Origin of the sequence: Paludibacter propionicigenes WB4, from assembly GCF_000183135.1 — a bacterium.
In the GTDB taxonomy this organism is placed as follows: Bacteria; Bacteroidota; Bacteroidia; order Bacteroidales; family Paludibacteraceae; genus Paludibacter; species Paludibacter propionicigenes.
In genome coordinates, this window is record NC_014734.1 from 2,512,908 (window position 1) to 2,529,624 (window position 16,717).

Here is a 16,717-nt window from a genome sequence, read left to right on the forward strand (position 1 = left end):
AATGGTTTTAGTGAAAAATATTTTGTTTTTATTTACATTCAATCATTTCTATAATTAAATATTTAATTTTGCAATGAAAATAGTTGTAGCCAACAGATAAAATGAAAAAAATAATTTCCTCCATAATATCATTGTTTTCGGAAAGAAACAAAGATGTTATTACCCGAAAAACTGAGCTCAGAAAAGAAATAGCTGATTTGAAAAAACAAATTCCGCTAGAGCAGAAACAACAGGAAGCACGTGCAGTTTTTGGCAAAGTAGAAACTCTGCCTGAATTTAAATCTGCTGAAAATATTCTGCTTTATTGGTCTACTTCGGATGAGTTACCAACACATGAAATTATAGAAAAGTGGAGCGTTAAAAAACAAATAATCCTTCCTACTGTAGTGGGTGAAAAGTTGATTTTAAAACCATATATGCCGGGGAAAAATATGAAAAAAGGGGCATTAGGCATCTGGGAACCCGATACTGAAGATAATTTTACGGGAGATATTGATTTGATGATCATACCGGGAATTGCCTTCGATTCAGACAAAAACCGGCTGGGGCGCGGAAAAGCTTTCTACGATCGTTTTTTGGCAAACAAGCGCTTAGTAAAAATTGGTGTAGGATTTGATTTGCAATTATTACCACGCATTCCTTCCGAAAAATCGGACATAAAAATGGATAAAGTAATAACAGCATCTCATTTGATAGAATAGCATAAACGACCTAGGCGTCTGCCGGAACCAAATCATCAATTTTGGTTAGTTCTTTCTCTCCTTTTCGGTAATAATAAACCAAACCATAATTCTTACACTTCATCAGGCGCGAATAAGGCTTTTCGTTTTTATACTTTGCCTCCACCTGATTCCAGATATCCAAAATTATAGCATCGCCTTTTTCTCGCAAATTTACAAGATCTTCCCAGTTACGGTTGGTAGTACTTTGATGAAGTTTCTGAGTAGATTTATATTCTTTAAAAACCTCGTAATGAACCTTTACTTTGGCAATCGTAGGATTATATATCGGTAATCCACCGTTGCGTAATCGCTCATTTTCTCCATCAATTATGCATTTTCCCCAGTTAAGCAACGCAGCTTCCGTACTTAAATCGGGCACAGTATGCACATTTGGGTCGAGCTGATAAAAAAGCTTATGATCCTTTTTAATATCACCTCGAATGACCGAAAGATTGAAAACCTGAATGAAATGTGAGATATAAAGACGGGCATTGTGTACAATCTGTTGGTAACGCTTATTGGCCGAAACCTGACTTTCGAGCGTCTGTTGGTATTGTATCAACTGCTTTTCAAAAATACTCAGATAGGTTTTTGCTTCGTGAATAGTTTTGTAGGAAACAACCTGCTCACCATAGTTTTCTTTATCCGCGCGTTGAATAGCAGTACGTAAAGCGCGTAAGCGAGCTTGATCAGTATTGGGAAGTCGGCGATAGGGCATCTTAATTGACAATTAACAATAAACAACATCAGATTAATCGCCCGGGCAATTAAATCGGAATTGAAAATTGTGTATTAATAAATTGAAAATTGTAATCTTGCCGACAAAGATAAAAAATTAATCGTTTCTAAACATTAATTTTTCAGCTAATTTTCTCAATTCGTGCTTTTTATTGTCCAAAACCTCTACTTTTTCAAGATTTGCGATGGCCTTACTATAAAAATACTGCATCTTATCTTCGCAAATGGTATCAACTCCCAGTCTGTTATAAAGCGATGTGACAGCTAAAATTTTCTCGTCAGATAAATCTTCATTATCCAGTTTGAGCCATTTTTGTAATTCTTCTGCTTCGTTTCCTTTAGCCAGTTCAAGAGCATGAATCAACAGGTATGTTTTCTTATTGCACAAAATATCTCCACCGATTTTTTTCCCAAAGGTAGCCTCGTCGCCATACACATCCAGCAAATCATCTTTCAGTTGAAATGCTAATCCTATATTGATTCCGAAATCGTAAAGCAATTGTGCATCCTCCTCTCCTGCTCCACCAATCCAGGCTCCGGTTTGAAGAGCTGCTCCAAGCAAAACAGCAGTTTTTAGTCGAATCATTTCCAAATATTCATCTGCTTTTACATCATCTCTGCTTTCAAAATCAACATCATACTGCTGACCTTCACAAATTTCGGCAGCTGTTTTGGAGAATAAATCCAACGTTTTTTTGAGGTATTTTTCAGGAGTTTTGGTGACAAACTGATAAGAAGCTATCTGCATCACATCGCCGGACAGGATAGCAGTATTATCATCCCATTTTTTGTGCACCGTGGGGCGCCCCCGACGAACATCGGCCCGATCCATTATATCGTCGTGCAGTAACGTGAAATTATGAAAAATTTCAATGCCCAGCGCAGTATTCATGGCCGATTGAACATCGTCCGAAAACAAATTGCAAGCCATCAACGTCAGCGCCGGACGAATACGTTTTCCGCCCAGAGAAAGAACGTAACCAATCGGCTCGTAAAGCCCTCGCGGCTCTTTACTCCAATTAATTTGCTCAATTTCAGAGCTTATTAGCTGAGTTATTTCGTCGAATGTTTTCATAATTATATAGTTACGAGTTACAAGTTACGAGTTACAAGACCGTAGTATTTAGTTTTTTGTATCTTTCCAACAAACCAATACTCGTAACATGTAACCATCTCCTTGTAACTATACTAGTTCATTTTCAATAATTTCAGTCATTACGTCTTTTATATCCAAACCGGCAGCAGCCACTTGTTGTGGTATAAAACTGGTAGCAGTCATACCCGGAGTTGTGTTTACCTCCAGTAAATTTATAACATCTCCTTCTGAAATGATATAATCTATGCGTACAATACCTTTACAGCCAAGTATATCGTAAATGGCAGAGGTAAGCTTCTGAACGCGTTCTGTCAACGAAGTGCTTATACGGGCAGGGGTAATTTCCTCTACTTCGCCTTTGTATTTTGCATCGAAGTCAAAGAATTCATTTTTCGGAACAACCTCAGTAATCGGTAACACTTGAGTTTTAGTTTTGGTTTTGTAAATACCACAAGTTATTTCCGTACCGGACATAAATGCTTCAATCATCACCTCATCGCCTTCGGTAAATGCTTTTTCAATAGCCGGTTGAAGTTGTTCAATACTTTTCACCTTAGTTACTCCAAAACTACTTCCACCTACATTCGGTTTCACAAAACAAGGAAATCCGATTTTCTGAGCTACTTCTTCATCCGAAACAGTTTGTCCGGCACGCAGCACCAATGAGTCGGAAACCCTTACACCAAAGCCTTTCAGGTATTGGTTGCAGGTAAATTTATTGAACGTGATAGCAGCTGCCAACACTCCACAACATGAATATGGGAGCCCGATTAATTCAAAATAACCCTGAAGAATTCCGTTTTCGCCCGGAGTTCCGTGGATAGTGATATAAGCAAAATCGAAGAGCGTTTTAACCCCGCTTTTTGTAAAACTAAAATCGTTTTTGTCAATCGTAATTTTTTCATCATCTGATAACTCCACCTGCCAAACCGAACCTACAATAGTAACGATAAACAAATTATATCGTTCTTTATCCATAAACGAGTACAGTCCTGCAACGCTGTCAAGCGAAACTACTACTTCCGACGAATTTCCACCCGCTACGATGGCAATATTTTTTTTCATAATATAACCTCCAATCCCTAAAGGGGAGTTTAAATAGTATTGTTATTATTCTTTTTCAATATATATTTTCCTAAACATCAGAGCGAAAACTAACCCAGTTCCCTTACAGAGTTTAGGGTTTCTTACTCTTCAGCCAAAAGTTTTGCATATTTCCTCCATTTGTCAATCAACTCCTGCATATCATCGGGCAATTCGCTTTCAAAATGCATAAATTCACCGGTGCGAGGATGTACAAAACCCAACGTTTTTGCATGCAGAGCCTGACGCGGACATATATAAAAACAGTTTTTTACGAATGCTTTATACATGGCTGTATTAGTTCCTTTCAGAATTATGTGCCCACCATACCGCTCATCATTGAAAAGCGTATGACCTATGTGTTTCATATGCACACGTATCTGGTGAGTTCTGCCTGTTTCTAACCGGCATTCGACCAAGGTGACATAGGCAAAACGTTCTAATACTTTATAATGGGTCACGGCGTGCTTTGCGAGCGGATTTTCACCTTCAGGAAAAACAGTGAATAACATCCTGTCGCGCGGATCGCGGGCTAAAGCTCCGACAATTGTTCCTTCATCTTCTTTCACGTTTCCCCAAACCAACGCATGGTAACGTCGCTGGGTAGTTTTATTAAAAAACTGCTTGCCCAGATGTGCTTTTGCCTCTTCTGTTTTAGCTATCAGTATCAGCCCCGAAGTATCTTTATCGATACGATGTACCAAACCTATACGAGAATCATTGGCATCGAACTCCGGATGGTCTTTTAAATGCCATGCAATAGCATTAAGCAAGGTTCCATCAAAATTTCCGAATCCGGGATGCACCACCAGATTAGGTTGTTTGTTTACCAGAATAATATCATCATCTTCGTAAACAATATTAATCGGAATGTCCTGCGGAATAATTTCAAACTGTGATGGTGGATAAGACAGTACGATGCTTATAATATCGTAAGGCTTAATGCGGTAATTAGATTTTACGGGTTTCCCGTTTACAAGTATATTTCCCGCATCGGCAGCTTCCTGAATTCGGTTTCGTGAGGTATTGGACATGCAGTTGACCAGATGCTTATCAATCCGCACCATAGCCTGACCTTTGTCTACAACGAAACGAAAATGCTCGAAAAGCTCTTGCTCCCCTCCCACTCCATCTACTTCATCCTCTTCTATTTCTTCAAAAAAATCGTCTGCCACTTTTTGATGATTATGTAAGTTTAGAAAAACTGTTCATCAGTTTCCGCTTGCTTTTTATCTTCTTCAAACACTTCATTTAACCGCGATTTATCTCTTGTCAGATAAACATCAATACGGGTTCCTGCAGCTGAAGAGCTACCGGCGGCCGGACGTTGTCGGTAAATAATATATTGCGATTCGTTTCCTGAAGGTGGAACATCATATTCTACTGCACCAATTACGAATGAAGCTGCAACTGCTTCTTGCGAAGCTGCATCGAGTCCCATACCTTTGAGTGTTGGAACTGTTGACGATGATTCGCCTAAACCACTACCTACTACCAGCACCAGAGCGCTTCCTTCGGGAACTCGGGTTCCGGGCAAAATCGTTCTTCCATGAAATTTCACTTCCGATACTAAATCTTTATATTCTGATGGTGCATACTCCACGCTGGCGACACTCAAACCAACCGATTGAAGCATAACATCTGCTTGTCGGTACGATACGTCGTTAATTTCAGGCAGAGCTACCTGTCTTACTTTACGCGAATTTATTATAATATAAACCGGACGATTCTTTTTTAGGGTTGAATTAGGAGCAGGTATCTGTTCAATAATAGTTCCCAGTTTTTTATCCCGAACATACACCGAATCAATAACCTGAGGATACAAGCCTTTTTTAGCAAGAATTACTTCAGCCTCTTCTACATAAGAACCTCTTAGATCGGGTACCACTTCTGCTTCGCCATGATGGGTATAGAAATCAACACAGATAAGAGTAATCCATGACAGGGCTACGATGATACCAATGGCTATCAATACATTTTTAAGTACAAATCCACCAAAAGTCTCTTTCCAAAATTTTTTTATATCCATATTATAGTTACAAGTTAAGAGTAACGAGTTACAAGTTATTGATTAATAGCAATTCAGTCTGAAATTTTAGAATTGTGGAATCAATGCCAAAAATAATGAATTTATTGCTTCTTAAGGGTATAAAAACAAAAAAAGTAAAAACTCACCCGAAGTCTTTACTTTCTTTATACTGTTTTAGCAGATAGATTAGTGTTTGTGACGTGCTTCATCTGCAACTGTAAGTTTTGCTCTACCTTTGGCACGACGGGCTGCTAATACTCTGCGTCCGTTAGCTGTTGCCATTCTTTCACGAAATCCGTGTTTGTTTTTTCTTTTTCTAACAGAAGGTTGGAATGTCCTTTTCATTGCTTTTTGTATTTTGCGTTATTATTTTTTCTTTCTGACTTTGGGACTGCAAAAATAGATGTTTTTTTCGAAATGGCAAACTGTTGATAACTTTTTCTGTCTGTTTTTCAGAAAGTAATTTTTTATTTTATGGCAAATAACTGTAAAAAAGCACAAATACCTGCTTAATCTTATCTTTTATCGGAATGAGAAAAACAATGGGATGCTCAGTTTAATGCCTGTACTTTTGTATTTTGACCCATCAAATGCTCCAAAAACTCCCAATCGGCCTAAATTACTAAATCCGATCGAGTATCCTATTTCGGTATATGGCGACTTATTCTGTTCACTCCAATAGGATCGTACCTGCAACGATTCGTTAAACAAATAGGTCTGAAGAAAGCTTATCCGCTTGAGTAATAAATAATCGGAGCTCCAGTTTACGTGAGCTGCTAACCATCTGCTATGACTATTGCTATAGTTGTCCAACAAGCTGAAAGTTGCATCAAAGGACTTTTCGGTTATAAATAATGGGCTGGTACTAAAATACTTCAGATCGGGTGCATAGAGTTTCTTTTTTGTCAGAAAGGTTCCTGCAGAGATATTATACGTCAGCTTGTCAAATTCGGAAAGTTTCAAACTTTGTCTCACCGAGAGGCTTAATCTGTCGTATGATGCTTGCTCCGTTTTATTTAGCAAATTCATTGTTTTTTTATAATCAGCCGTAAATGTGGGATAGGCCGAGCTAACATATTCTTTCCGACCATCTCTGATACGATACCTGAAAAAAGGTGTATACTCCATTTTCATCCACACAGTAGTCGCGTAATTTTCCGGAAAATCGGTTGTATAAGCCGACGAGGGAGAATTCGGTCGGGGAGAGTTGCCCCAGAAATGATAATTGGTTTGATTACTTAAAAGTAGCCGGTTTTCATAAGCAGCACCTGTCGTAAGACGCAATCCGTTGGATATATCTATTTGATTTTCTGCAAACAAATATTTGCGCTGATAAAATCTGATTACATTATCGCCAAAAAACAGAGAAGAAACAGAATTGATAAAACGGGATGTACCATTACTTTGCTGTATGTCTTCAGACGTATTTCCGGCACTAAAACTGAATAAACCCTTACGTATTGGGGAATATTGATAGGAACCGTCAAGAGTCCATACCAAAGATTTACGCGCTGTAGTGTAATAAACAGATGGAGAAATGCTCAACGAATTGGTTTTCGTTGTATTGGTTTTCAACGTCAGCGTTTGCCCAAACCAAAAACCATCAACAAAGTTGTATTCTTTTAATAATCCTTGCATCAATCCGTTGTAATGCAGACGCGTTGAACCGCCTAAACCGATACTTCCTCCCGAAAGTAAATTGTTTGACCGACCTGAGCGACCTAAATTAATCTCAATGGAATTATTTGTAGTTTTTACCGAACCCGATAAATCCATAGAATCTTTCTGGCTTAAACTTTTAGCTTCATCAACCTGTAAGGGAACGTTTCTCACATCTTCCCAGAATGTAGAATCGCGTTTTGTGGCCATCGAATCGATTTCCATTTTTACAAGCTCTACATTTTTTATTTCGAGAGATTCTCTTCTTTCTTTCAACTCTTCCGGCTCTATAACCGAAGCCGACAACCGCGCCAGTTTAATAGCATCTTTTGTTGTAACTTTTTCTTTTGCTGATAATTCGGTTATCTTATCAAGTGTCTTTTGCTGTTTTTTCGATAGGCTTGGCTGAGTGGCTTTTACCATTATTTTGGGGCTTTTGGCCTGATTTGCCGATTCGTTTAATTTTATATTCTTATATTTTACCGAAGAATAAAAACGACCGTATCCTTTTACTCCCATGGTTCCGATAGTAGCATTCATTTCGTACGTAATGGGCAAAAACACATCGGGACGCACTTCGTGGTAATCTATCTTTGTGCGGGTAACGGTGCCTAATTCCGTCTCACTAAAGTCGACAGAATACACGCTCCAGTTTCCGTTCAAAATATATATGTATCCCGAAAACAGCTTACTGCTATTTACTTTAGGAGTAATCTTGATTTTATTTACCTGATAATTTCCACTCGTAAAAATATCTTCCAGCTTAAATTTATAATACCGAAATGCCTGAGGTGAGAGCGGCGAAATTTCATCCATAAAAACCGGTTCGTAAATGCTGGACGTAGGAATTCTGATACCTCCCTTGGGTTCCATCTCTTTGGGAATGGAACTTTTATAGGCTATCACTTTTTGAGTATATCTGGACGGAGACTGATAGCTTATTTCGTTCTGCGACTCCAGCACCAACAATTTACCGATAAGCGAAAGGATCTTTTTATCGTTGATCATCATCTTCATCAATCCCGGTATCTTCTCTATTTTGGCACTTCCTTTTAAATAATTATCTGAAGTAAAAGAAGAAACCTGATATAAATGAAAAGGAGCACGGGCAATGGCTTGTCGCATTATTTGATACGCCGGATCTTCTTTTGATCGGGTAATAATTACTTCTTTCAAATTTAACGGCTTGTCAACGAGTACAATTTGTATTTCGGCACCGGTAGATTTTATGTCGATGGTTTTCGTCTGAGCTTCAAATCCTATTGATCTGAAATCGCAGGTGTACGTACCGGGATTGAGTTTAATTTGAAATTTTCCCTGTTCGTCGGCAACAATGCCCGAGGTAATTTCGTGAATGTAAACAGTGGCATTTGAAACGGGTTCGCCATTGGAGCTAACTACTTTTCCTTTCAGAACCTGCGCTGAAAGAAACGTGAAAGAAAACAGGAAAAAACAAAGACAGGGAATAATTTGCTTCATAACTATTCAGAGTAAAAATAATAACTAGAAGCAAAAGTATTGATTTTAAATCAAATAAACCTTAACAAGATAAGTGAACCATTTAAATTTTAGCTATATTTAAATTTTAGAGGATAAAACCAATATTCATTTAAATTTTTATCATACTTTCAGATAAATGTTAACATTCATCTGTGACTGCGTATATTTAATAGGACTTGAATTTATCTTTCATATCTATATTCACTGGGATTTCTTCAGATCCCCGTTTAAGGATAAGATTCATCGGGCGTTTCGATGGCGTTTCAAAGATCTTTCTTATTTCACCAATCGTCATCTGAAATGTACTGGTTCCGTTTATTTCGATTATATAATCATCTCTCCTTATACCGGCCATAGCGGCAGGAGAGTTTGCCCAAACATCCAGCACTTGTATGACCGGAGCAATCAGAAAAAACTGAATAATTTCGATTCCGGCTACATTATATGAGAAAGGCTTGTTATAATGTCTGTTGGGTTTTACGTATATCTTACGATGAGTATAATCTATAAATAAATTAAAACGGCTCAATAGTTGGCTCCCGATGGTGCCATCTCGTTTTGAACTCGATACAATACTTGCTATAGTGGCCGAATCTGGAAACGATACAACGGCATTTTTTAAACAATAGTTACCAAAACAAATTTGAGGTATGTGGCTGTATTTTCCAGTTATCGTACCGTTTAAACCCTCTCCAATAGTGCCCTGAACCCATTTTGGAGGAACTTTTACCGATTCCTTGGTCGAAGTTTTAAACCAGGCGTTCAGTTCAGCGCCGGTATCTACCAACATTCGTACTTCTTTACGAGTACTGTCCGATTGTAAAACTGATAGTTTAACAAACATTTTTTGCGATTCGAGAAAAATGGGTAGCATTCCATAGTCTGCCGGGGCTTCAAATTTTTCAGCGTCATAAAATCTAATTCGTCTGCTGTTGTAATCAATCTCTACTACGTGGTCCTGAAAAAAATCTACGCCAATCAGTCCATTTATCTTTGTTCCCGAATGCTTTGATAAATTAAACACATCATCTTTCAACACATAGACAGTCCGGTTGGTAAGTTGTATTTTTCCTATTTTTAATGTATTGAAATCACTGGTAAAAGCTTCCAGGGTATTACCTCCGCCCAGTCCCATGATATCTTTCACATCAGAAAAATTCAGCGAAACTTTATCGGTTGGCATTAATTCAGTAATAATGGTATTTCTTATCCCGGAATCGAGAACAAGTTTGAGGGTTGAAGAGCCGTTTATTTTTACAGAGATAACCACATAGCTTCCCACCATTTCGAAAGGAATGGACTCTGTTGGCTTTAATTTGGCGTTAGCTGAAAAGTCGAATAAATAAACAAAAAACAATAATATTGTGAAGACTTTTTTCATAAGGTTAGCATGAAAAATTACGTCATATTGTGATTTTTAAACCAGTCTATTGCTTCTTTTATGGCTATTTTTAAATCTGTTTCCGGTAAATGTAATTCGGCTTTTGCTTTACTATTCCGGTAATATTCTTTTATCATCAATTGCCTCAGATTCATGCTGCAAACCTCAGTGGCAATTCCCGCTTTCCGTAATAAATCACCTGCTTTACCTGCCAAAATTAGTATAAAATCCGGTAATTCAATAATATATTGCTTATAATTTTCAATTTGGATTTGAAGTGAATAGAATTCTTTAAATGAAAGATTAATTCCAGAAGCCAAATAACGCTCACCGGTCTGGCCTTCAACCAATGCATTACAAACCGAAACGGCTACATCGTGTGCAGAAACAAAATTTTTACCACCTTTGGGAATTAGCATCAACCTTTTTTTATAACCCATCAACATCAGTTTGCCTGAGCTGGGTTTGGTATCGTACGACCCAATCATAAACGTCGGGTTGATAATAACCACGTGCATATTGGACTTTTTAGAAGCTTCTATAAACAATTTTTCAGAAGCTACTTTACTTTGCGCATAGTACGATTCTGTAAATGGAAATTCAATATTAAAACATTCGTCCGCAGGTTCTTGTTCAGTTCCGAATCCAATGGTATTGGCAGAGCTAACGTAAACAATTTTATTAATATTCAATTCATTGGCTACTTTTAAAAGCAGTCTTGAACCATCCACATTAATCTTGCTGTAGTCCTCGTAATGCAACAAATCAGTAGCCGTTACAGCAGCAATGTGTATGATAGCATCACATCCTGCAGCAGCTTGTTTCAGGCTTTCATAATCAGTAAAATTACCAACATATACGTCTGTTTTAGCCACATCAAAGTAAATATTTTCTGTACTTCTGACAATAACTCTTACATCAAGTTGACGTTTTACTAATTCAAATACAACATGATGACCCAATAATCCGTTAGCACCAGTAACTAAAACTTTCATTTATATTGTATAAAATGATGATTTACAAAAGTAACAAACTTTTAATACAATTTCTTTTTATCCAAAAATTAGAATGAATTTAATTATCAGTATATTTGCAGCCAAATCTTTTTTTAATTTAATGGAAACAAAAGTAGTATTAATAACCGGTGCCAGTGCCGGAATTGGTTTATCGGCTGCGACTCAACTTATGGAAAGAGGAGTTCGCGTATACGCAGCTTCGCGTCGTGGTGGAAATTCGCAAAAAGCTTCCAGTGGAGTAGGGGAGTTGATTCCTGTAAAAATGGATGTCAATCAACCTGAAGAAATCGCCTCAGTAGTAGCACAAATTTTGAAAGAAAACAACCGTCTGGACGCTGTAATTTGTAATGCCGGAAACGGTATTGCCGGATCTATTGAAGACACGTCGAACGAAGAAATGCGTTACCAATTAGAAACCAACTTCTTTGGTGCTGTCAATACTATTAATGCTTGCTTGCCTGTATTCCGATCGCAAGGTTACGGAAAAGTCATAGCCACTTCGTCTGTTGCTGCTGTGGTTCCTATTCCGTTTCAGGCATTTTACTCCGCCGGAAAAGCAGCACTTTCTATATTTATGCAGGCTTTGGCTATCGAAGTAAAACCTTTTGGCATCCAATGCTGCACTATTTTACCGGGCGACACCAAAACCGATTTTACTTCGGCCAGAAAATATGCTGAAAAATCTCAATCTACCGATTCGGTTTACTATCAGACAATGAAAAAATCCGTAGGCAGAATGGAAAAAGACGAGCAAAACGGCATGGAGGCTCGGATAGTAGCAAAACAAATGGCAGATCAGGCCATGCGTAAAAGTATGAAAGTAACCGTTGTTCCCGGATTTCAATATAAAGTTATTTGCTGGCTGTTCAAAATTCTTCCTACCCGAATTAGTTTGTGGGTTGTTGGGTTACTTTACGGATAAATACACGTTTTTATATATAATCAAAAGGCGAAGAAATTACTCTTCGCCTTTTTTTATTGAATATTGTTTCGTATTGCTTTCGGAAGATGAAAATACCTTCTTATAACCTATCAACAACCTGTTGAAAACTTAGTGAAAACCCGTGATAGAAATATTATAACTTCATTTGGTAGCTCGGAAACTCTTTTCTCTTATCGATTGTTTTGATACCACCAAATAAGTTAGCACTTTTTTAATGGATACTTTTTAACCAGTTTTTGAAGTTTATCAGCAGGGTCATTCGTAAAAACTTTCTAACTTTGCAGTTATTAACAGCGTGTTGATAAAGTTTGTAATTTTCTTATTTTGAAAGAAATAATTCATATTAAAATGTTCATATAATTCTGTGGATTTTTAATAACGAAATATACAAGCTTTATGCAATATTTTTATCAACCAAACTAACAGCCTATTATTATCTTTAAAAGGTTTTTTGAAAAATTTAGAAGAATAATATTAATGTGTTTTTGAAAACTTTGAAATGGACAAAAATCAACTTATATCGGAAATAAACCGACTAAAAAAAGAAAAGAATGCCGTAATCATGGCTCATTACTACCAAATGGGCGATATACAGGATATAGCCGATCACGTAGGTGATAGCCTGGCTTTGGCTCAATGGGCTGCAAAGACCGATGCCGATATCATTGTGCTTTGCGGTGTTCACTTTATGGGCGAAACAGCCAAAATTCTTTCTCCTTCGAAAAAAGTACTGGTTCCCGATATTAATGCCGGCTGCTCGTTGGCCGACAGCTGTCCTGCGGACGCATTTGAAGCATTTACTACTGCACATCCAGATCATACGGTTATTTCGTATGTAAACACCACAGCAGCCGTAAAAGCGCTAACTGACGTGGTGGTGACTTCAACCAATGCCAAGAAAATAGTGGATCAGTTCCCCAAAGATGCGAAATTAATCTTCGGACCGGATCGGAATCTGGGAAATTATATCAACAGTGTCACCGGACGTTCGATGTTATTATGGGACGGAGCATGCCATGTACACGAGCAATTCTCTGTTGAAAAACTGGTGAAATTAAAATCGGAGCATCCCGATTCATTGATACTGGCTCACCCCGAATGCAAGAAAACCGTTTTGATAATGGCCGATTTTATTGGAAGTACACAAGCTTTGCTGAATTATGCCACAGCTTCGGATAAAAAGTCATTTCTGGTAGCTACCGAAAGTGGAATTTTACACGAAATGCAAAAACAAAATCCCGATAAGGAATTTATTCCGGTTCCACCAAACGATAGTACCTGTGCATGCAATGAATGTAATTTTATGCGCTTAAATACACTCGAAAAGCTCTATAACTGTCTGAAAGATGAAACTCCTGAGATTTTGATTGATGAAGAAATACGAGTTAAGGCAGTAAAACCAATTTTGAGAATGCTGGAGATGAGCTAAAAATCTTCCTCTGTAATAATTAAATTTAAATCAATAATATTTCAAACTTTACTTTCAATGAAAAAAAAATTAATCATTTGTCTGTCTTTTTGCGTAATTGCTCTTAATCTATTTAGTCAGGAAAACAGCAGTTCTACTATTACTTCTCCTTCAATTAATCAACGTGATAATAACGAATTGAGAATTAATATTGCAACTTCTATAATCGGATTTCCTGAGTTAAATTACGAGAGATTTATAGAAGATAATATGGGTGTAGGGTTAGCCGGATCTGTTTCGCTCGAAAAAACAGAAGATATGTCTATGCGTTGGTATGCATTACCTTATTATCGTCTTTATTTTGGGAAGAAAAAAGCATCAGGATTCTTCATCGAAGGTAATATGGCATTGGTGGGTCAAAAAGAAAATTATTATGAATCGTACTTTGTAAATAACACTTACGTTCAAGGTCCTTTGTATACTAATTCCAAAACAAACTTTGGTTTTGGTGGAGCCATTGGTGTAAAATTGCTGGCTCGAAATGGCTTAACAGGTGAAGTGTATGCAGGTGTAGGAAGATTATTCGGAGATTATATAAATGATGCTTATCCACGCATTGGGGTGTGTATAGGGAAAAGATTTTGATAAACTTACCTATAAAATAAAAAAAATACCGATTGAAATGAGTGATTCATTTTAGTCGGTATTTTAATTTATTGCGGTTCGTACTTCATTTGCCATTTAATAATTTGTAGAATTGCCAACGATATACTAACAGCAATTTCCGAATTTTCGGATATTGCCAATCAAATATCATTCGCACTTTCCAAACCCTCGGAAAGTGCTACTGAGCTCTCGGCGGCAATATTTTATTGTTCGGAAATTGCTAATGAGCGATCAACGGTAATTTCCGCGTTTTCGGATATTGTCAGTGATATACGAATCGCAATATTTTAGTTCATACATTATTATTTTGTATAAAAATTATTGTTATTTTTGCAAAGTAATAACCTTAAATTATCATCGTATGAACGCAACATTCAAACAGTACACCCCAGCAGATTTGTACATCAACATGAACCAACCTGAGACAATGGAAGCCGACAGCTCAACCGAAGTTCCAACTACCGGTTTCCGACCCACAGGGAATGCTTTTTTGGATGCTTTTGTAAATAATTTTCACCAACATGGTATTCGCACGGGCAATTATCATGCAGCTTTATTGGGTATTAAACGAACCCAAATGTGTATTACTATCTTTACACTTACCGGTATGAAATATTCTGATTTCACGGAAGCGTATGTTCTCCTTATGGCTAACGACCTGCTAAAAGAGAAAAACAAAGAATTAAGAGTAACTGCTAAACGTCTCGGATTTGGAAGTTATTCGGGCTTTTATCGGTTTATGATGCGGAAAGGGATGGGCAAGCCGAGTTGGGTGTAATATAAAAAAGCGTTCGATGCCAAAGAGCTTGGCATATTAAAAATGCCTGATGGAAAAGTTGGTCATGCCGAAATAGAAATTGAAGGTTCACTACTTATGATGTCCGATGAAAATCTGGAATGGGGCAATAAAAGTCCTTTGACAATTGGTGGAAATCCTACATGTATAGGATTGTATGTTAAAGATGTTGATAAAGTGTTTCAAAAAGCGATTGATGCAGGTGCTACTGTGGTTATGCCTATTGAAGATGCATTTTACGGCGATAGAGTAGGGCAGGTGATGGATCCGTTTGGGTATAAATGGATGATTGCAACCCATAAAAAAGCCGTTAGTTTCGAAGAAATGCAAAAGCTCTCGGACGAAATGTTTGCTCCTAAATAATACTCTTTTAGGAAGAAAGAAAAAGCGGATATTACTCCGCTTTTTTTGTGCCATGTTCCGTTGGAACTATCTTGAATAATTTATCGTTCCGTCGTATAAGTTCGTTTGTTTTCATGGAGAAATACGTTCCTTTTTCTACCTTATGCGTTGGTTCGAGCTTCACGCGTATTTCTTTTACTGTGTCTTCGTAAGCTCCGGTCGTTTCGCCGGTAATCAGTATTTCGTCGCCCACTTCCAGGTATTGAGCTTCCAGTAAAAACTCAGCTACACCCAGTTTTTGGAAGAAGTTAGTACATTTACCCACATAAATCTTTTTGTGGGTGGCTTCCGAGCCGTAGTTCTTGCTCCATTCTCCGAGCCGCTGTCCGAGGTAATAGCCGTTCCAGAATCCACGATTGAACACTTTGCTGAGCCTGTTGTCCCATTCGGCCACTTTCTCGTCTGAAAACGTCCCGTTGAGGTACGATTCAATGGCTTCGTTGTAGCAACCCACTACGGCTTTTACGTATTCGGCTCCACGTGCGCGTCCTTCTATTTTGAAAACACGTACGCCGGCTTTCAGCATTTCGTCTACAAAACCAATTGTTTTAAGGTCTTTTGGCGACATGATGTATTCGTTATCAACCTCCAGCTCTATCTCCGAATCTTTGTCTTTTACCGTATAACCCCGGCGGCAAATCTGGTTGCAGGCACCGCGGTTGGCCGATACGTTTTTCTCGTGCAGACTGAGGTAACATTTACCCGAAACAGCCATGCAAAGCGCACCGTGGCAGAACATTTCGATACGGATCAGTTCACCGCTTTTTCCACGAATATTGTCGTTGATAATGGCCTGGTATATTTCCGAAACCTGTTGCATATTCAGTTCGCGAGCCAGTACCACCACATCGGCAAATTGGGCATAAAACTTCAACGATTCGACGTTTGAAATATTCAGCTGAGTAGAAAGATGTACCTCTACACCAATACTGTTGGCATACATCAAGGCAGCCACATCGGCAGCAATAATGGCCGAAACCTGCGATTCTTTGGCTACGTCGATAATTTCGCGCATCAAGGTCAAATCGTTATCATACAAAATGGTATTGACGGTCAGGTAGCTTTTTACCTTATTTTCGTTACAGATGGCAACTATTTTGCGCAAGTCTTCTGTTGTAAAATTGCTGCTGGATTTGCTGCGCATATTCAGCTTTTCGATGCCAAAATACACCGAATCGGCACCCGCTTTGATGGCTGCCGACAGACTTTCCCACGATCCGGCAGGAGCCATTATTTCTATTTCAGAGCGAAGAACCCCAAGCCCCTGAAGGGGAATTG

At 38.1% G+C, this 16,717-nt stretch carries 15 protein-coding genes and 1 pseudogene; 6 read left to right on the forward strand and 10 right to left on the reverse strand.

What is annotated here, in order from left to right; all coding sequences use genetic code 11:
• Positions 1-101 precede the first annotated feature (101 nt).
• Positions 102-701, forward strand: coding sequence for a 5-formyltetrahydrofolate cyclo-ligase (locus PALPR_RS10370; RefSeq protein ID WP_083807199.1), 600 nt, complete (start codon positions 102-104; stop codon positions 699-701).
• 10 nt (positions 702-711) lie between these two features.
• Here the strand turns inward: PALPR_RS10370 and PALPR_RS10375 are convergent, their stop codons facing one another.
• The 9 genes from PALPR_RS10375 to PALPR_RS10415 form a co-directional block, all read right to left on the reverse strand.
• Positions 712-1,440, reverse strand: coding sequence for a hypothetical protein (locus PALPR_RS10375; RefSeq protein WP_013445576.1), 729 nt, complete (start codon positions 1,438-1,440; stop codon positions 712-714).
• Between the two features lie 117 nt (positions 1,441-1,557).
• Positions 1,558-2,535 carry a polyprenyl synthetase family protein gene (locus tag PALPR_RS10380; RefSeq protein WP_013445577.1) on the reverse strand — a complete coding sequence of 326 codons (978 nt, stop codon included), beginning with the start codon at positions 2,533-2,535 and terminating at the stop codon, positions 1,558-1,560.
• A gap of 108 nt (positions 2,536-2,643) precedes the next feature.
• Positions 2,644-3,621, reverse strand: coding sequence for a D-alanine--D-alanine ligase (locus PALPR_RS10385; RefSeq protein ID WP_013445578.1), 978 nt, complete (start codon positions 3,619-3,621; stop codon positions 2,644-2,646).
• 122 nt (positions 3,622-3,743) lie between these two features.
• A complete protein-coding gene (locus PALPR_RS10390; protein WP_013445579.1) occupies positions 3,744-4,814 on the reverse strand; it encodes an RluA family pseudouridine synthase in 1,071 nt (356 codons plus the stop codon).
• A gap of 20 nt (positions 4,815-4,834) precedes the next feature.
• On the reverse strand, positions 4,835-5,668 hold the full coding sequence (locus PALPR_RS10395; protein ID WP_013445580.1) for a PASTA domain-containing protein: 834 nt from the start codon (positions 5,666-5,668) through the stop codon (positions 4,835-4,837).
• A 186-nt stretch (positions 5,669-5,854) separates the two neighbouring features.
• A complete protein-coding gene (gene rpmH / locus PALPR_RS10400) occupies positions 5,855-6,013 on the reverse strand; it encodes a 50S ribosomal protein L34 (protein WP_013445581.1) in 159 nt (52 codons plus the stop codon).
• Positions 6,014-6,190: 177 nt separating this feature from the next.
• The gene (locus PALPR_RS10405; protein WP_013445582.1) at positions 6,191-8,806 is read right to left on the reverse strand and encodes a DUF5686 and carboxypeptidase regulatory-like domain-containing protein; all 2,616 of its coding nucleotides are present in this window, start codon (positions 8,804-8,806) and stop codon (positions 6,191-6,193) included.
• 187 nt (positions 8,807-8,993) lie between these two features.
• Positions 8,994-10,208, reverse strand: coding sequence for an aspartyl protease family protein (locus PALPR_RS10410; protein WP_013445583.1), 1,215 nt, complete (start codon positions 10,206-10,208; stop codon positions 8,994-8,996).
• Between the two features lie 17 nt (positions 10,209-10,225).
• Positions 10,226-11,203 (reverse strand): NAD-dependent epimerase/dehydratase family protein, encoded by a 978-nt coding sequence (locus PALPR_RS10415; RefSeq protein ID WP_013445584.1) that lies wholly within the window; start codon positions 11,201-11,203, stop codon positions 10,226-10,228.
• A 121-nt stretch (positions 11,204-11,324) separates the two neighbouring features.
• Here PALPR_RS10415 and PALPR_RS10420 point away from each other — a divergent pair, with 121 nt between their 5' ends.
• From PALPR_RS10420 to PALPR_RS10435, 5 genes and pseudogenes are all read left to right on the forward strand, one after another.
• Positions 11,325-12,146 carry an SDR family oxidoreductase gene (locus PALPR_RS10420; protein WP_041620893.1) on the forward strand — a complete coding sequence of 274 codons (822 nt, stop codon included), beginning with the start codon at positions 11,325-11,327 and terminating at the stop codon, positions 12,144-12,146.
• A gap of 520 nt (positions 12,147-12,666) precedes the next feature.
• Entirely contained in the window at positions 12,667-13,596 is a 930-nt protein-coding gene (gene nadA, locus PALPR_RS10425) for a quinolinate synthase NadA (protein WP_013445586.1), read from the forward strand.
• A 57-nt stretch (positions 13,597-13,653) separates the two neighbouring features.
• On the forward strand, positions 13,654-14,220 hold the full coding sequence (locus tag PALPR_RS10430) for a hypothetical protein (RefSeq protein WP_013445587.1): 567 nt from the start codon (positions 13,654-13,656) through the stop codon (positions 14,218-14,220).
• A gap of 382 nt (positions 14,221-14,602) precedes the next feature.
• Entirely contained in the window at positions 14,603-15,019 is a 417-nt protein-coding gene (locus PALPR_RS15440; protein WP_013445588.1) for a helix-turn-helix domain-containing protein, read from the forward strand.
• A 12-nt stretch (positions 15,020-15,031) separates the two neighbouring features.
• Positions 15,032-15,400 (forward strand): annotated as a pseudogene (locus tag PALPR_RS10435) (VOC family protein); the annotation flags it as partial.
• 31 nt (positions 15,401-15,431) lie between these two features.
• Here PALPR_RS10435 and PALPR_RS10440 read toward each other — a convergent pair.
• Entirely contained in the window at positions 15,432-16,670 is a 1,239-nt protein-coding gene (locus PALPR_RS10440; RefSeq protein WP_041620894.1) for a peptidase U32 family protein, read from the reverse strand.
• Positions 16,671-16,717 lie beyond the last annotated feature (47 nt).